The organism is Muricoccus vinaceus, assembly GCF_042433125.1.
In the GTDB taxonomy this organism is placed as follows: domain Bacteria; phylum Pseudomonadota; class Alphaproteobacteria; order Acetobacterales; family Acetobacteraceae; genus Roseomonas; species Roseomonas vinacea.
On record NZ_JBHLVZ010000084.1, the window covers coordinates 464,091 to 479,256 of the forward strand.

Annotated in this window: 15 protein-coding genes; 5 read left to right on the forward strand and 10 right to left on the reverse strand. The window is 70.2% G+C overall.

Annotated elements, in window-relative coordinates; translation table 11 throughout:
- Positions 1–56 precede the first annotated feature (56 nt).
- The gene (locus tag ACFFIC_RS25330; RefSeq protein WP_377055619.1) at positions 57–248 is read right to left on the reverse strand and encodes a CsbD family protein; all 192 of its coding nucleotides are present in this window, start codon (positions 246–248) and stop codon (positions 57–59) included.
- A gap of 104 nt (positions 249–352) precedes the next feature.
- Between ACFFIC_RS25330 and ACFFIC_RS25335 the strand changes: the two genes are divergently transcribed.
- Positions 353–1,105 carry an SOS response-associated peptidase gene (locus ACFFIC_RS25335; protein ID WP_377055621.1) on the forward strand — a complete coding sequence of 251 codons (753 nt, stop codon included), beginning with the start codon at positions 353–355 and terminating at the stop codon, positions 1,103–1,105.
- Here the strand turns inward: ACFFIC_RS25335 and uraH are convergent.
- Both uraH and ACFFIC_RS25345 read right to left on the reverse strand, forming a co-directional pair.
- Positions 1,090–1,437, reverse strand: a complete 348-nt coding sequence (uraH, locus tag ACFFIC_RS25340; protein ID WP_377055623.1) for a hydroxyisourate hydrolase — start codon at positions 1,435–1,437, stop codon at positions 1,090–1,092. The genes ACFFIC_RS25335 and uraH overlap by 16 nt on opposite strands.
- On the reverse strand, positions 1,434–2,894 hold the full coding sequence (locus ACFFIC_RS25345) for a SidA/IucD/PvdA family monooxygenase (RefSeq protein ID WP_377055625.1): 1,461 nt from the start codon (positions 2,892–2,894) through the stop codon (positions 1,434–1,436). The genes uraH and ACFFIC_RS25345 overlap by 4 nt, the downstream gene beginning before the upstream one ends.
- A gap of 136 nt (positions 2,895–3,030) precedes the next feature.
- On the opposite strand from ACFFIC_RS25345, the gene ACFFIC_RS25350 reads away from it, so the two are divergent.
- Positions 3,031–4,320, forward strand: a complete 1,290-nt coding sequence (locus tag ACFFIC_RS25350) for a M20 family metallo-hydrolase (protein ID WP_377055627.1) — start codon at positions 3,031–3,033, stop codon at positions 4,318–4,320.
- 234 nt (positions 4,321–4,554) lie between these two features.
- On the forward strand, positions 4,555–5,058 hold the full coding sequence (locus ACFFIC_RS25355) for an NMCC_0638 family (lipo)protein (RefSeq protein ID WP_377055629.1): 504 nt from the start codon (positions 4,555–4,557) through the stop codon (positions 5,056–5,058).
- 127 nt (positions 5,059–5,185) lie between these two features.
- Here the strand turns inward: ACFFIC_RS25355 and infC are convergent, their stop codons facing one another.
- From infC to ACFFIC_RS25390, 7 genes are all read right to left on the reverse strand, one after another.
- Entirely contained in the window at positions 5,186–5,710 is a 525-nt protein-coding gene (gene infC / locus ACFFIC_RS25360; protein WP_140882217.1) for a translation initiation factor IF-3, read from the reverse strand.
- Positions 5,711–5,849: 139 nt separating this feature from the next.
- Complete coding sequence (thrS, locus tag ACFFIC_RS25365) at positions 5,850–7,811, reverse strand: threonine--tRNA ligase (RefSeq protein ID WP_377055631.1); 1,962 nt, start codon at positions 7,809–7,811, stop codon at positions 5,850–5,852.
- Between the two features lie 581 nt (positions 7,812–8,392).
- On the reverse strand, positions 8,393–8,929 hold the full coding sequence (locus tag ACFFIC_RS25370) for a DUF421 domain-containing protein (protein ID WP_377055633.1): 537 nt from the start codon (positions 8,927–8,929) through the stop codon (positions 8,393–8,395).
- Between the two features lie 64 nt (positions 8,930–8,993).
- Entirely contained in the window at positions 8,994–9,401 is a 408-nt protein-coding gene (locus tag ACFFIC_RS25375) for a hypothetical protein (RefSeq protein ID WP_377055635.1), read from the reverse strand.
- Positions 9,402–9,474: 73 nt separating this feature from the next.
- Positions 9,475–10,362, reverse strand: coding sequence for a formyltetrahydrofolate deformylase (gene purU / locus ACFFIC_RS25380; protein WP_377055637.1), 888 nt, complete (start codon positions 10,360–10,362; stop codon positions 9,475–9,477).
- 109 nt (positions 10,363–10,471) lie between these two features.
- Positions 10,472–10,903 carry a CBS domain-containing protein gene (locus tag ACFFIC_RS25385; protein ID WP_377055639.1) on the reverse strand — a complete coding sequence of 144 codons (432 nt, stop codon included), beginning with the start codon at positions 10,901–10,903 and terminating at the stop codon, positions 10,472–10,474.
- A 141-nt stretch (positions 10,904–11,044) separates the two neighbouring features.
- Positions 11,045–12,826: a glucan ABC transporter ATP-binding protein/ permease gene (locus tag ACFFIC_RS25390; protein ID WP_377055641.1), complete on the reverse strand. Its 1,782-nt coding sequence runs from the start codon at positions 12,824–12,826 to the stop codon at positions 11,045–11,047.
- 272 nt (positions 12,827–13,098) lie between these two features.
- Here ACFFIC_RS25390 and ACFFIC_RS25395 point away from each other — a divergent pair, with 272 nt between their 5' ends.
- Both ACFFIC_RS25395 and ACFFIC_RS25400 read left to right on the forward strand, forming a co-directional pair.
- Positions 13,099–14,100 carry a Bug family tripartite tricarboxylate transporter substrate binding protein gene (locus ACFFIC_RS25395; protein WP_377055643.1) on the forward strand — a complete coding sequence of 334 codons (1,002 nt, stop codon included), beginning with the start codon at positions 13,099–13,101 and terminating at the stop codon, positions 14,098–14,100.
- Positions 14,101–14,145: 45 nt separating this feature from the next.
- Positions 14,146–15,162, forward strand: coding sequence for a Bug family tripartite tricarboxylate transporter substrate binding protein (locus tag ACFFIC_RS25400; protein ID WP_377055645.1), 1,017 nt, complete (start codon positions 14,146–14,148; stop codon positions 15,160–15,162).
- Positions 15,163–15,166 lie beyond the last annotated feature (4 nt).

Here is a 15,166-nt window from a genome sequence, read left to right on the forward strand (position 1 = left end):
CGCAAAAAGGCGGGCCACCTTCCGGTGGCCCGCCCTTCAGCCAATCCCCGGAGGGATCAGGTCTTGTTGACGGCGTCGCGCACCGCGTCCTTGGCGCCGCCCGCCGTGTTCTGGACCTTGCCCTCGGTGCGCTTGGCCGCGCCCTCGGCCTCCATCTTCTTGTCGCCGATCGCGGCGCCGGCATTCTCCTTGATCGCGCCGCCAGCCTGCTTCAGGGCGCCCTCAATGCGGTCCTTGTCGATCGCCATGTGCTGTCTCCCACGTCGTTGTTGCGATGGGATGAGAACGTGGGGTCCGCCGCGGGGTTGCTCTCCTTATGTCGCGCAACATCACAGATTGAATCGAGCATCACATGTGCGGGAGATATTTCCTTCAACGCGATCCGGCGCAGCTGGCCCGGTACTACGACACGCCGGCCAGCAGCCCGACGCCGAACTTCGCACCGAGCTGGAACATGGCACCGACGCAGGACGGGATCGTGCTGCGGCGCCATCCGGAAAGCGGGGAGCGGCGGATGGATGCCTTGCGCTGGGGCCTGGTGCCGCGGTGGGCCAAGGACATGAAGGACGGGGCACGGCTGATCAATGCCCGCTCGGATGGGGTGGCGGAGAAGCCATCCTTCCGGGAGGCCTTCCGTAAGCGGCGGTGCCTGGTGCCGGCGGACGGCTTCTTTGAGTGGCTTTCGCCCAGCGAGGCGGCGGTGCGGAGCAAGGACCCGAAGCAGCCCTTCGCCGTGGCCCTGGCCAGCGGGGAGCCGATGAGCCTCGCGGGCATCTGGGAGGGGTGGCAGGACCCCCAGGGCAACTGGCTGCGCACCTATTCGATCATCACCACGGAGGCGAACCCGAAGCAGCAGCCGCTGCATCACCGCATGCCCGTGATCCTGGCCCGGGAGGACTGGCCGGCCTGGCTGGGGGAGGAGGAAGTTCCGGTGGAGGGGCTGCAGGCTTTGCTGCAGCCCTGCCCGCCGGAATGGCTGGCCTGCTGGCCCGTGAGCAAGCGGGCGAACAAGGTGGCGGAAAACGATGCCGGGCTGATCCTGCGCGACGCCTCGGTGCAGGCGCCGCCGGGTTTGGACGATCCCTCGCCCTATGAGCCTCGGTAGGTGGAATAGCTCCAGGGGGAGCAGAGGAGGGGGACGTGGTAGTGCCCCTCCCCTTCCCGCAGGCCGACATTGATCACGACGGTGCCGAGATAGCCGGGATCCTGGCCGCGGGCGGCGAAATAGGCCGCGACGTCGAAGCGGAGCTCGTAGCGGCCGGGGGCGAAGTCGCCGGGCGGCAGGAGGGGGGCGTCGAGGCGGCCGTCGGCGTTGGTGGTGCCGGCGCGGATGAGCACGGGCTCCGGCTCCATGCGCCAGAACTCCAGCGGCATGCCCTGGGCGGGGATGCCGTTGGCGGTGTCGAGAACGTGGGTGGAGACGGCGGAGGGCTTCATTCGGCGGCCATCGCGATCGATTCCTGGGGGATGTCGCCGGTGAGCTCGGGCTCGGCGTAGGTGAGCAGGCTGTCCAGGTGGGCTTCGGCGTCCTCCAGCCAGAGGCGGCGGCAGATGCCGTCCACCAGGCGCAGGGTTCCGTACTTCATGCCGCTGATGGTGGCGCCCGACAGGCCCATGGAGGCGGTGGAGCCGTAGTTGATCATGTGGATGTGGGTGAGGAAGGGGGCTGCGCCCGGGGCGTTCTCGCGCATGGAGAAGTCGTCCCGCAGGTAGGGGCAGGCGCCGAGGACGGGGAATTCCTGGCCCTCGGGCGGGGTATAGACGTCGCGCCAGAGAAGGACGTGCCGGGCGAAGGGGGCGAGTTCCGGGCGGAGCGCGAGGTCGAAGGCGGTGCCGGTGCCGGTGATGACGTGGTCGGTGCGGTGCTCGCCGCGGGGCGTGGTGACGACGACCTCGTCGTTTTCCTCGCGGACCGCGAGGACGGGGCTGGCCATGTGCAGGTCGAAGCGCGGGTCCGAGGCGACGCGGTTCCAGGATTCCTGGGGCGGCGGTTGGTTCAGGGCGAAGATGTGCTGCATGAAGCGCCAGCGGAGGGCATCCGGCATGGCGTAGAGCTGGCCGAGGAAGCCGGACTGCTCCATCCAGCGGAAGGGGTTCACCCGCGGCATCTTCGCGCGGCGGACCAGCATGGTGCCCTGGGTGGCGCCGGCCTCCAGGGCGGTCGCCAGGTTGTCGAAGGCCGAGGCACCGGCGCCGACCACGAGGACGCGCCTGCCGGCGAGCGCGCCGAAGTCGACATGGCCGGAGGTGTGGGAAACGCGGGCGGCGGGGAGCTGGTCGAAGGGAGCGGGGATCGCCCAGCCGCCCATGCCGTCCATGCCGGTGGCCAGCACCAGCTTGCGGGCACGGACCATGGTTTCGCCGGAGCCCGTGAGGAAGGTGAGTTCGAGCGGCTCGCCGGTTCCGGTGTGGCCGATGCGGATCAGCCTGTGCCCGTGGGTGACGGGGAGTTCGAGGGTGGCTTCCAGCCAGTCGAGGTAGCGCTGCCAGTCCACGCGGCCGATCTTGTTCAGGGCGTCCCAGGCCTCGGCGCCGTCGCGGGCGGTGAAGAAGGCGCGGGGCGTGAGGGCGGGGATGCCGAGGTCGGGGCCGGTGACGTGCTTGGGCGTGCGCAGCGTCTTCATGCGGGCGAAGGTGGTCCAGACCCCGGCGCCGCCGGCGGGGGCGGCGTCGAAGACGCGGACGCGCTGCACGCGCTCGCGCAGGAGGCCGAAGGCGGTGACAAGGCCGGTCTGCCCCGCGCCGATGATGGCGACGTCCAGCACGCCCTCACCTTTCTCCGGCACCCAGGGGTGGCGGGGGTAGGAAAGGAGTTCGAGCTGCCGGCGGGCTTCCTGGGCCAGGGCGGCGAGGCCGGGATGGCCCGCAGGGATGGACGCGCTGTCGTCGGGCATGGCGGAGGTCCCGGGGGGAAATGGTTGCGCCCGGTGCTTAGCATGGAGCGTGCCGCGGCCGACACGGTGGGGTGCGGGTTGATCTGGCGCCCGGCAATACCGCAAATGCGCGGACGCCCACCCGAAAGGACCATCCATGAGCGCCAGCACCGCCCCCAACCTGATCGCGGCCGTGAGCGAGCAGCGGCAGTGGGACCGGCTGATGGAACTGGCGAAGCTGGGCGCCATCACGGGGGCCGACGGGTCGCCCGGGGTGAACCGCCCCTGCCTTTCGCCGCTGGACCGCGAGGCGCGGCGGCTGATGATCGGCTGGGCCGAGGGACTGGGGCTCGCCGTGACGGTGGACGAGATCGGCAACCTGTTCTTCCGCCACGAGGGCACGGACGCCGAGGCGGCGCCGGTGCTGACGGGCAGCCACATGGACAGCCAGCCCAATGGCGGGCGTTTCGACGGCATCTGGGGCGTGGTGGCCGGGCTGGAGGCGGTTCAGGCGATCCGCGAGGCCGGCGTGGCGACGAAGCGGCCGATCGAGGTGGTGGCCTGGACCAACGAGGAGGGCGGGCGGTTCGCGCCGGGCTGCATGGGCAGCATGGCCTGGGCCCACTTCAAGCCGGCCAATGCCTGGGACGCGGTGGCGGACCTGGAGGGGGTGACCTTCCGCCAGGCACTGGACGAGCACCGCAAGGCCGAGGCCGACCTTGCCCGGCGGCCGCTGGGGGGCAAGCCCTTCGCCTATCTGGAGGCCCATATCGAGCAGGGGCCGCTTCTGGAGGCGGAGGGGAAGGACATCGGCGTGGTCACGGGCATCCAGGGGAGCCGGTGGTTCATCGTGGAGATCACGGGCGAGACGGCGCATGCCGGGACCTCGCCGGTGTCCACGCGCAAGGATGCCGTGCAGGACATGATCCGGGCCATCACGGCGCTGAACGCGCTTATGACGGACCCGACGGACGTGCTGCGCTTCACGGTCGGGCAGATCGAGGTGTTCCCCAACACCTCCAACACGGTGGCGGACCGGGTGCGGTTCACGATCGACTTCCGACACCCCGACAAGGAGCTGCTGATCACCAACGGCGACGCCATCGAGCCGACGATCCGCAGCGCGGTGAAGGGCTGCGAGGTGGCGGTGACGGAGCGCTTCCACGCGCTGCCCGTGGAGTTCGACGCGCTGGTGACCGACGCGGTGGAGGATGCGGCGACGGCGCAGGGGCTTGCGGCCGTGCGGATGCCGAGCGGAGCCTTCCACGACGCGCAGTTCATGGTGCCGATCTGTCCGGCGGGCATGCTGTTCGTGCCGAGCCGGAACGGCGTGAGCCACAATCCCGCGGAGTATTCGAGCGCCCCGCAGCTCGCCGCGGGGACGCGGGTGCTGGCGGCGGCGCTGGTGGAGCTGGCGAACAAGGAAACCACGGCGCCCGTGTTCTGAGCCGCGGGAGGCGCGGTGGCTTCCGGTTGCCCGCAGCGCGGTGCCATCCGCTTGCGGGCGCCGGACACCGCATCAGAGACCGGGCGGCGTGAAAATGGTGTTCTGCCGTAACGTGGGTTTCACCAGAGACCGACGTGCCGGAACGCCGCTCGGAGCGGCGCTGCTCCTGTGCGACCGGGTGGCCTCGCAGGGCTGTGCGACGGGACGGAATTCACCGGATGCGAGCGAGGCTTCGTGGATATCCGGGCCCTGGCCGGCACCACCGTGAACATCCCTGGGCAGGGCTTCGGGGGCCATCTCGGTTCGGCGCCGGGAATGGCGAGCTGGGCTGAACAGAACGGCCTCGTGCCGGCTTCTGCGAAGACCTTGCCAATGTATGGCGGCTCCGCCGATGCGTCCGCATGGGTCCCCCCGGTCGACGGGATCAACCCAGCCACGGTGTTCGGACGCGACGGCATCTCGTGCGGCGTCTCTGCGCAGGGGTCGGATATCGACCTGATCCGCTCCCTTTTTGTTTCGGTGCTGGAGAACGTCCGCCGGTCAGGCGTTCTCGTTGAAAAGGAGGTCGACAGGGAGGTCGTGCAGAGCAACGTGCGGGTGCAGCAGGTGGCATTCCGCCTCCGGGCCGAAACCAGTCAGGCCAACAGGCCGGATCGCATCTTCGTTCTGACCGCGAACACGATAACGGACAGGCGCTTCCCGGTCGTTCCAATCGCGTCCCACGTTCAAGGACGGTAAGGCCGGGCGGTTCGGTAAGGACCAACCCGTGGCCGGGGAGTGGAAAAGAAAATCCGGCGATCCCTGGGAAGCTGGACGGGCGCTTCCGGGATCGCCGATTCTGCCAGGCCGAAACGCGGCCTGGCGGCTACTTGGGAGCGAGCACCATGATCATTTGCCTGTTCTCCAGGCGGGGCATGGATTCGACCTTGGTGGCCTCGGCCATCTCGGTGCGGATGCGTTCCAGCACCTTCACGCCGAGATCCTGGTGGGCCATTTCGCGGCCGCGGAAGCGGAGGGTGACCTTCACCTTGTCCCCTTCCTCGATGAAGCCCTTCATCTGGCGCATCTTCACTTCGTAGTCGTGGTCGTCGATGTTCGGACGGACCTTGATTTCCTTGATCTCGACGACCTTCTGGCGCTTGCGCGCCTCGTTGGCCTTCTTCTGCTGCTCGTACTTGAACTTGCCGAAATCGGTGATCTTGCAGACCGGGGGCTCAGCGTTGGGGCTGATCTCGAGCAGGTCCATTCCGACATCATAGGCGCGGGCCAGGGCCTCGCGCGCGCTCATCACGCCCTGCATCTCACCGTCCTGGTCGATCAGGCGGACCTGGGGCGCGCGGATCTCCTCGTTCACCCGCGGTCCGTCGCGGGTCGGGAGTGTATTGGGCATTGGGCCTCGGGCCAGGGTCGTCTCCTGTTGTGGTGGGTCGTTCTGGGAAGTTATGGGGCGGGGCGGATGCGTCTGCAACCGCTGCGTGGCGGGGTCAAGCCGATTCGGCCGTCCTTGACGGGACGACCTCCGGGGGCGGTCAGGCCGGCCCGGCCTCCTGGACGGGGGCCGGCCGGCGGTCGGGCGGGGCGGCCTGGGCGAGGATGCGGGCCACGGCCTCGGCGAGCGGCAGGGTTTCCTGCTCGCGGCCCGGCAGGCGCCGGAGGACGAGGTTGCGCTCCTCGGCCTCGCGCCGGCCGATCACGGCGAGAAGGGGAACGCGGGCCTCGATGTGCTCGGCGACCTTGCGGTTGATCTTCTCGTTGCGGGTGTCGGTGGCGACCGAGAGGCCGGCGGCGCGCATGGCCTCGGCCACCTCCTCCGCATAGGGGGCGGCATCGTCCACGATGGTGGCCACGACCACCTGGGTGGGGGCGAGCCAGAGGGGGAAGCGGCCGGCGTGCTCCTCGATGAGGATGCCCAGGAAACGCTCGAAGGAGCCGAGGATGGCGCGGTGGAGCATGACCGGGCGGTGCTTGGCGCCGTCCTCGCCCACGTATTCGGCGTCGAGCCGCTCGGGAAGGACGAAGTCCACCTGGAGGGTGCCGCATTGCCAGTCACGGCCGATGGCGTCGCGCAGGACGAATTCGAGCTTGGGGCCGTAGAAGGCGCCCTCCCCCGGATTGAGTTCGTAGTCCACGCCGGCGGTGGCGCAGGCCTCGCGGAGGGCGCCCTCCGCGCGGTCCCAGGTGGCGTCGTCGCCGGCGCGGGTGGCGGGGCGGTCGCTGAACTTCACGCGGAACCCGGTGAAGCCGAAGTCGCGGTAGATGGAGGACAGGAGGGCGACGAAGCGGACGGTCTCGGCCGCGATCTGGTCCTCGGTGCAGAAGATATGGGCGTCGTCCTGCGTGAAGGCGCGGACGCGCATGATGCCGTGCAGCGCGCCGGATGGCTCGTAGCGATGGCAGGCGCCGAACTCGGCCATCCGCCAGGGAAGCTGGCGGTAGGAGCGGATGCCCTGGTTGAAGATCTGCACGTGGCAGGGGCAGTTCATCGGCTTCAGCGCGAGCACGCGGTCCTTCTCGGACTCGTCCTCGACGGTGGCGATGAACATGCTTTCGCGGAACTTCTCCCAGTGGCCGGACTCGATCCAGAGCTTGCGGTCGAGAAGCTGGGGGGTCTTCACCTCGTCGTAGCCGGCGGCGTCGAGGCGGCGGCGCATGTAGTCCTCCACCGTGCGGTAGAGGCGCCAGCCCTTGGGGTGCCAGAAGATGGAGCCGGTGGCCTCCTCCTGAAGGTGGAAGAGGTCCATCTCCTTGCCGATGCGCCGGTGGTCGCGCTTCTCGGCTTCCTCCAGCTGAAGGAGGTGGGCATCCAGTTCCTTCTGGTCGCGCCAGGCGGTGCCGTAGATGCGGGACAGGACGGGGTTGCGGTGGTCGCCGCGCCAATAGGCGCCGGCGACCTTCTGGAGCTTGAAGGCGGTGCCGACATCGCCCGTGCCGCGCATGTGGGGGCCGCGGCAGAGATCGAGCCAGTCGCCCTGGCGATAGATCGAGATCGTCTCGCTTTCGGGCAGGTCGCGGATCAGCTCGGCCTTGAAGCGCTCGCCCCTGTTCTCGAAGAAGGCGATGGCCTCCTCGCGGGGCCATTCCTCGCGCTCGAACCGGGCGTTGCGCGCGACGATCTCGCGCATCTTCGCCTCGATCGCCGGGAAGTCCTCGGGCGTGAAGGGCTGGTTGCGGGCGAAGTCGTAGTAGAAGCCGTTCTCGATGGCCGGGCCGATGGTGACCTGGGTGCCCGGAAACAGCTCCTGCACGGCCTCGGCGAGCACGTGGGCGGCGTCGTGGCGGATCATGCCCAGCGCCTCGGGGTCGCGCCGCGTGATGAAACGGAGCTTCGCGTCGGCCTCGATGCGGACGGACAGGTCGCGGAGGGCGCCGTCGACCTCCATGGCCAGGGCGGCCTTGGCGAGGCCGGGGCCGATGGACGCGGCCACGGTGGTGCCGGTGACGGGACCGTCGAAGGATCGAACGGAACCGTCGGGCAGCGTGATCGCGGGCATGGGGGCGGAGCGGGCCTCTCGGTGGGTATAAGGGCGGGAGAGGTGGCAGGCGGGCGGGGGGAGGTCAAGCGCGCGGGAGGCGGGGCTGCCTCGCGCGGCCTCCGGAGGATCGGTGCGGCGGGTTTGTCCGGGTGTTGTGAGCGGGAAATACCCGTGGGAGCGGAGCATGGGGGCGGCGCGATGGTGGCCGGAGCATCTCGTAGGCGGCGGTCACCTCGATCCCTTCGGTGAAGAGGGAGGCGGTGTCGGGGGATCAGGATGCCGGCGAGGGGGTTCTGCAACACGTCGCGGAGGGCAAGGCGGATGGCCACGCCGCGGATGCCCGGCGGGTTGCATTGGTCGCCCGCCGAGGCCGAGGGGAACGCGAGGAGGCCGAGATCGGGAACACCATCGGGGTGGTGACGCCGCCGGCGATGCGGCCCGCGTCATCGCGGGGCGGATGGCGCGCCCGGGGGCGGACCGGGGGCGGAGAAGAGCGCCCCCGGGCGGAGCCCGGGGAGGAGGCGGACGGCGGAGTTGCCGCGGACCTGGAGCCGGCCGATGGTCCGCCGGACATGGCGCTTCCTTGGCCGTCCGGGGGTTCAGCGCGCGGGCTGTTCGGTGCCGGGGACGGCGCCGCTGACATCCGCCAGACTGGACGAGGTTTCGCCCGGGGCCTGCGGGAGGACGCTGAGGCTGCCGTCTGTTTCCAGCACCACGGCGCCGACCTCCGCGGGATCGGCGGCGCCCGATCCGCGAAGCGCGGCCAGAACTTCCGCCCGGGTCACCCGCTGTGAACGCATGGCGCCCTCCAGGAGGCGCCCCTGGTGGAGCAGGAGGGTCGGCTCGGACTTCACCAGGTCGCTGAAGCCGGGGGAGCGGACCGAGAGCCAGGCCACGAAGTACTGCAGCCCCGCCAGGAGGAGGAAGGCGAGCAGCCCCTCCGCCAGGGCGACGGACTTGCTGAGAAGCACCGTTGCCAGCGTCGAGCCCAGCGCGACCGTGACGATGAGGTCGAAGGCGTTCAGCTTGGCCAGGGTGCGCTTGCCCGAGACGCGCAGCAGGACCACCAGGGCGACATAGGCCAGGGTGCCGACCACCAGCACGCGCAGAAGGCCGAACCAGCTGTCGAAGAACATGCGTGCCGCTCCTGTCCGGACCTCGCGTCCGGGCGTCGTTGGGCGGGGAGAGCACGGTGCGAGGTCACCGTGGCTGGTGCAGCAACGCTTTGGCGGCGAGGGCGGCCAGCAGGGCGCCGGCGGAGTCCATCACGATGTCGAGGATGGTGTCGTGCTTGCCCTTGATGACGTCGCCGGGCGCGAACTGGTCGAACCCCCATTCGGCCACCTCCCACAGGGCGCCGATGGCGATGCCGAGGCTGGCCAGCAGGAGAACGACGAGGACGCGCTGGCGCGGCTCTCCCGTGAGCGCCCGGGCGAAGACCATGAGGCCCAGCCAGAGCGTGAGCGCCAGGATGGTGGCGCCGTGCAGGACACGGTCGAACCACCAGAAGCGGTGGTAAAGGTCGAAGGCATAGCCCGCGACGTTGGCGGCGGTGACCAGGCCGAGCGAAACCCAGGCGGCGATGCGCCCTCCGGCGGTGGCTCGCATCGTCATGCTCCTGGTCTGGGCCGTGCCCGGCGGCCTCGCGGGGACAGCCTGCGGTTCAGGCGGAACGGCGCGCCTAGTTCCGGAACACCACCGTGCGGGAGCCGTTCAGCAGCACCCGGTCCTCCAGCTGCCAGAGCAGGGCACGGGAGAGGACGCGGCGCTCGATGTCACGGCCCTGGCGCACGAGGTCGTCCGGGGTGTCGTTGTGGGAGATGCGCTCCACGTCCTGCTCGATGATCGGGCCCTCGTCGAGGTCGGCCGTGACGAAATGAGCGGTGGCGCCGATCAGCTTCACGCCGCGGGCCTGGGCCTGGTGGTAGGGGCGCGCGCCCTTGAAGCCCGGCAGGAAGGAGTGGTGGATGTTGATGCAGCGGCCGGCCAGCTTGGCGGCCAGGCCGTCCGAGAGGATCTGCATGTAGCGGGCGAGGATCACCAGCTCGGCACCGGACTCGCGGATCACGCGCCAGACCTCGGCCTCCTGCTCCAGCTTGGTCTGCCGCGTGACGGGGAGGTGGTGGAAGGGGACGGCGCCGAAATCGAGGTGCTGGTAGGTCTCGCGCCCATGGTTGGAGATGATGCCGACCAGGTCCATCGGCAGTTCGCCCAGGCGCCAGCGGTAGAGGATATCGGCCAGGCAGTGGTCGAACTTCGAGACGAGGACGATCACCTTGCGCCGGGCGGCGCGGTCGCGGAGCGTCCATTGCATGGAGAAGCGCTCGGCGACCGCGGTTAGGCCCGCCCGCATGGCGGGGATGTCGAGAGCGCCGTCCGGGTGGTCCAGGGTGATGCGGGCGAAGAAGCGGCGGCTCTCGACATCGTCGTACTGCTGGGCCTCGCGGATGTTGCCGCCGTGCTCGAAGATGCAGGTGGCCACCGCCGCGACGATGCCCGGCCGGTTGGGGCAGGACAGGGTGAGGATGTGCTCGGGCCGGGGCTGGGGCGGCTGGTTCTGGTCGGGCATTGGCGGGGGACTCGCGCGGGCTGGGGCGCGCCGGAAGCGCGGCGCGGCCATGCCCCTTGCCACCTGCGGGGCTGCCCGGCCAGCCCCCTTCCCCCGTGGTGCCCCGCCGTCAGCCCGTGGTGACGTAGTCCCGGAGCGCCGCGGCCTCGCCCACCGCTTCCTCGATCCGCGCCTTCACGAGGTCGCCGATGGAGACGATGCCGCGCAGCGCGCCGTTCTCCAGAACCGGCAGGTGGCGGACGCGGCGGTCGGTCATCATCTCGAGCGCGCGGGTGATCGGCGTGTCGGGGGTGGCGGTGAAGAGCTTGCGGGTCATCACATCCGCCGCCGTCTGGCCGGCCAGGACGCCGTCCTCCTCGGCCAGCGCGCGGACGATGTCGCGCTCGGAGACGATGCCGAGCACCTCGCCCGCCGGGCCGCGCACCAGCACGGCGCCGAGGCGGTGTCGGACCATGGTCTGGGCGACCTTGCCGAGTTCCTCTTCCGGGCCCACCGAGATCACGTCGGAGCCCTTGTTGCGCAGGATCGTGGCGATGGTCATCGCAGCCTCCCCGGGCCAGTGATGGGGAGGATCGTGGCAGGGTTGAGGGGGGAGGCCGCAAGCGGGAAAAGGCGGTGTCACGCCTCCGTGAAGTTTTCGTAACCTGAACCAAGCGGGCGCGGCGGTCGCGCCCGCGCCCCCTCAGGCAGCGACGGCTGCCGCCTTCGCCTGCTCCGGCCCGGAAAGCTGCGTGCGGACGAGCTCGGCGAAGCGGCCGCCGAGGGAGACCAGCTCCGCGAAGGTGCCGCGCTCGACGATCTTGCCGTACTCGAAGACCAGGATCTCGTCGGCGTCGCGAATGGTGGAAAGGCGGTGGGCGATGATGAAGGTGGTGCGGCCGGCCATCAGGGCCTTCAGCGCGCGCTGGACGCGGGCTTCGGTGGCGGCATCCAGCGCGCTGGTGGCCTCGTCCAGGATGAGGATGGGCGGGTCCTTCAGCAGGGCGCGGGCAATGGAGAGGCGCTGCTTCTGGCCGCCCGAAAGGCTGATGCCGCGCTCGCCCACGCGGGTGTCGTAGCCCTGGGGCTGGCGGATGATGAAGTCGTGCGCCTCGGCCATGCGGCAGGCGTGCTCGAGCTGTTCCTGGGTCGCGTCGGGGCGGCCGATGAGCAGGTTTTCCTTGATGGTGCGGTTGAACAGCATGGCGTCCTGGAAGACCACGCCGACGTTGCGGCGCAGGCTTTCGAGGGAGATGTCGCGCAGGTCGTGTCCATCGATGGTGACGTGGCCCTGGACGGGATCCCAGAGGCGCTGGAGCAGGGACATGGCGGTGGACTTGCCGGCGCCGGTCTGGCCGACCAGGGCGACGGTCTTGCCGGGAGGCGCCTCGAAGTTCACGTCGTTCAGGATCAGGCCGCCGCCGGGATAGCCGAAGGCGACGTGGTCGAAGTGGACCATGCCCTGGACGCGCGGCAGGTCGATGGCGTCGGGCTTCTCGGGCACGGTGCTGCGCGCGTCGAGCACGGAAAAGACCTCGCGCAGGCCCGGCACCTGCATCAGCAGGCGCGAGACGAAGCCCACCGCGCTTTCCAGGCGGCCGATCAGCATGGTGGCGAAGCCCATGAAGGCGACGATCTCGCCGACGGTGGCCTGGCCGCGCATGTGAAGCCAGGTTCCGAGCATGAAGATGGTGATGACGCTGATGGTGCTGGCGGAGCGGGTGAGCACGGAAACGATGGCCCACCAGTTGAGCACCGGGAACTGGTGGTCGAGCACCTGGCGCACGATGTCGCCGAAGAGGCGGGCCTCGGCGTTCAGGCGGGTGAAGGACTGCACGACCACGACGTTGGAGAGCGCGTCCTGGGCGTTGCCGGCGAGCTGGCTCTGGAAGTCCTCGACCCGCTCCTGCGCCTCCTGCGTGCGGCTGACGACATAGGCCGCGACGATGGAGAAGATGATCACCAGCGCCAGCAGCACCAGGGCGAGGCGCCAGTTCATGAAGAAGGTGAGCGGCAGCAGCACGATGACGGTGATGAAGGTGACCAGGTGGTCGCGGAAGAAGGAGAGCCAGATGCCGAAGAGGTGGTCGGTGCCGACCAGCATGACCTTCATCAGGCGGCCCGAGGCGGTGTCGCCGTGGAAGGAGAGTGGCATGGCGAGCACGTGCTGGAAGTAGCGGTGCATGACGGTCAGGCGGTTGCGGTGCGCCATGCGGTCGGCCAGCAGGGAAACGGCGACATTGGCCGCGATGCCCGTGATGCCGACCGCCGCCCAGACCACCAGCAGCGAGACGGCCGAGCGCCAGACCACGTCCTGCGGCAGCCTGTCGGCGCTGGTCAGCACGTCCACGACCCGGCCGAAGAGGACCGGCTCGAGGAACTGCAGGCCGGCCAGGGCGAGCGAGGCGAGGGCGAGGCCGATCGCCACCCACTTGTCCGGCGCCAGCAGGCCCAGCACGCGGGCATAGGTCTGGAGAAATCCCATGCGGTTCGAACCCCTTACGCTCTCTGACGCACGCATTCCGACGCATGTCCGACCCGGACACGGCCTGGGCAGCCTCATCCCCAGGCGAACCTGTTTCCGCAACGCGGCAGGCCGAACTCGGCTGCACGAGCGGTCGACCGGATTGCGGCCCGGCGCAAGCCCTTGTCCGAACACCCTTGCAAGAGCCCGTGGGGGCGGGCACGTCTTTTGTTGTCGCCGCGGCGGAACAGGGGCGTGAGACCCCGGCGCGCGGTTGCTCAAGGAGGTTGTTCATGAATGTTTCGCGTCGCGCGCTGCTCGCCACTCCTGCCCTGTCGGGCCTTCCGATTCGCGCGTGGGCGCAAACAGGGGCCGGCAACTGGCCGGCGCGGCCGGTCCGGGTGGTGGTGCCCTTCACCCCCGCCGGAACCACCGACGTGGCCGCGCGGATCCTGGCGGAGCGCCTGCAGGCGCGGCTGAACCAGCCGTTCACGGTGGAGAACCGGGCCGGGGCCGGGGGCAATGTGGGCGCGGACTACGTCGCCAAGGCGGAGCCGGACGGGTACACGGTGCTGATGCAGGCGATCTCCTCGGGCGCCATCAACTACACCCTTTACGGCGACCGCATGCCCTACCGGCCGGAGGACCTGGCCGAGGTGGGGCTGGTGGTGCGCGTGCCCAACGTCATCTTCGTGACGAACGCCCTGCCGGTGCGGAGCCTGCGGGAGTTGGTGGCCTATGCCAAGGCGAACCGGGGAAGGCTGAACATCGGTTCCTCGGGCGCCGGGACGTCGCTGCACGTGACGGGGGAGCTGCTGAAGATGGAGGCGGGCATCGAGATGACGCACGTGCCCTTCCGCGGCGCGGGGCCGATGCTGGCGGAGGTGATCGCCGGGCGGGTGCAGGTGGGGGTGGACAACCTGCCCTCCGCGATCGGACACCTGCGCGACGGGCGGCTGCGGGCCCTGGCGGTGACGACGGCCACGCGCACCCCGGCCCTGCCGGACTGCCCGACCACCGCCGAAGAAGGGCTGCCCGGCGTGGAGGCGACGGCCTGGTTCGGTATCCAGGCGCCGGCCCGCACGCCGCGGCCGATCATCGAGCGGCTGGGTGCGGCGATCGATGCCGTCGTGAAGGAGCCCGAAACCCGGGCACGCATGGCGGACGTGGGCGGCATGATGCCCGACCTGACGCCGGACGGCGGCACGACGCCCGCCGCCTTCACCGCCTTCGTGCGGGCGGAGACGGCACGGTGGGGCGAGGTGGTGCGCAGATCCGGCGCGACGGTTGAGTGAGCGAGTGGGCGAGCGAGTTAAGAAGGCGGCTTGGGAGTGAGTCATATGGATCAGAGAAACAGCTTTGGCGCCCTGTCGCGCCGCGCCGCGCTGCTGGCGGCACCGGCCCTGGCCGCGCCCTTCGTGGCGCGGGCGCAGGGCGTTTTCCCCAACCGCCCGATCCGGATCATCGTGCCCTTTCCGGCCGGGGGCGCGACCGACCTGACGGCGCGGGTGGTGGCGGAGCGCATGCCGGCGTTGCTGGGCCAGGGCGGCGAGCCCTCCCGCTTCCCGGTGGTGGTGGACAACCGGCCGGGCGCGGGCGGCAACCTGGGCAGCGACGCGGTGGCCAAGGCGGACCCGGACGGGCACACCATCCTGTGCTGCACCATCGGCACGGCCAGCATCAACCAGTTCCTTTATTCCCGCCTGCCCTATGACCCGACCCGCGACCTGGCGAGCCTGGCGCTGGTGAACGAGGTGGCGAACGGGATCGTGGTGGCGCAGGACTCGCCGCTCCGGACCCTGGCGGACCTGCTGGCGGCGGCGAAGGCACGGCCTGGGGAGCTGAACTACGGCACGCCCGGCAACGGAACCTCGGGGCACCTTTGCGGGGAATACCTGAAGACCAAGGCCGGGGTGAACCTGACCCATATCCCCTATCGCGGCACCTCGGGGGTGATCCCGGACGTGCTGGGGGGACGGGTGGAGGTCGCGATCGACAACCTGCCGGGCTACCTGCCGCATATCCGGGAGGGGCGGATGCGCTGCCTCGCGGTGACCTCCTCGGCGCGCTGGTTTTCCCTGCCGGAGGTGCCGACGGTGATCGAGGCGGGGGTGCCGGAGTTCGAGGCGGTGGCCTGGTTCGGCTTCCAGGCGCCCGCGCGGATTCCCGCGCCGGTGCAGGAGCGGCTCGCGGATGCCATCCTGGGCGCGGTGGCCGAGCCCGCCACGGCCGAGCGGCTGCGCGACATCGGCAGCGCGCCCCGGCCGCTCGGGCCCCGCGCCTTCGATCGCTACATCGAGGCCGAGAACAACAAATGGCGGGAGGTGGTGCGGGCCGCCGGGGCGAAGCTGGACTGAGCCT

What these genes read in the sequence shown, in the direction of transcription:
- purU (WP_377055637.1), bottom strand. Translation starts at nt 10,362, where the DNA reads ATGCCCGACCAGAACCAGCCGCCCCAGCCCCGGCCCGAGCACATCCTC.
- ACFFIC_RS25395 (WP_377055643.1), top strand. Translation starts at nt 13,099, where the DNA reads ATGAATGTTTCGCGTCGCGCGCTGCTCGCCACTCCTGCCCTGTCGGGC.
- ACFFIC_RS25350 (WP_377055627.1), top strand. Translation starts at nt 3,031, where the DNA reads ATGAGCGCCAGCACCGCCCCCAACCTGATCGCGGCCGTGAGCGAGCAG.
- ACFFIC_RS25375 (WP_377055635.1), bottom strand. Translation starts at nt 9,401, where the DNA reads ATGCGAGCCACCGCCGGAGGGCGCATCGCCGCCTGGGTTTCGCTCGGC.
- ACFFIC_RS25390 (WP_377055641.1), bottom strand. Translation starts at nt 12,826, where the DNA reads ATGGGATTTCTCCAGACCTATGCCCGCGTGCTGGGCCTGCTGGCGCCG.
- thrS (WP_377055631.1), bottom strand. Translation starts at nt 7,811, where the DNA reads ATGCCCGCGATCACGCTGCCCGACGGTTCCGTTCGATCCTTCGACGGT.
- uraH (WP_377055623.1), bottom strand. Translation starts at nt 1,437, where the DNA reads ATGAAGCCCTCCGCCGTCTCCACCCACGTTCTCGACACCGCCAACGGC.
- infC (WP_140882217.1), bottom strand. Translation starts at nt 5,710, where the DNA reads ATGCCCAATACACTCCCGACCCGCGACGGACCGCGGGTGAACGAGGAG.
- ACFFIC_RS25330 (WP_377055619.1), bottom strand. Translation starts at nt 248, where the DNA reads ATGGCGATCGACAAGGACCGCATTGAGGGCGCCCTGAAGCAGGCTGGC.
- ACFFIC_RS25335 (WP_377055621.1), top strand. Translation starts at nt 353, where the DNA reads ATGTGCGGGAGATATTTCCTTCAACGCGATCCGGCGCAGCTGGCCCGG.
- ACFFIC_RS25345 (WP_377055625.1), bottom strand. Translation starts at nt 2,894, where the DNA reads ATGCCCGACGACAGCGCGTCCATCCCTGCGGGCCATCCCGGCCTCGCC.
- ACFFIC_RS25385 (WP_377055639.1), bottom strand. Translation starts at nt 10,903, where the DNA reads ATGACCATCGCCACGATCCTGCGCAACAAGGGCTCCGACGTGATCTCG.
- ACFFIC_RS25370 (WP_377055633.1), bottom strand. Translation starts at nt 8,929, where the DNA reads ATGTTCTTCGACAGCTGGTTCGGCCTTCTGCGCGTGCTGGTGGTCGGC.
- ACFFIC_RS25400 (WP_377055645.1), top strand. Translation starts at nt 14,146, where the DNA reads ATGGATCAGAGAAACAGCTTTGGCGCCCTGTCGCGCCGCGCCGCGCTG.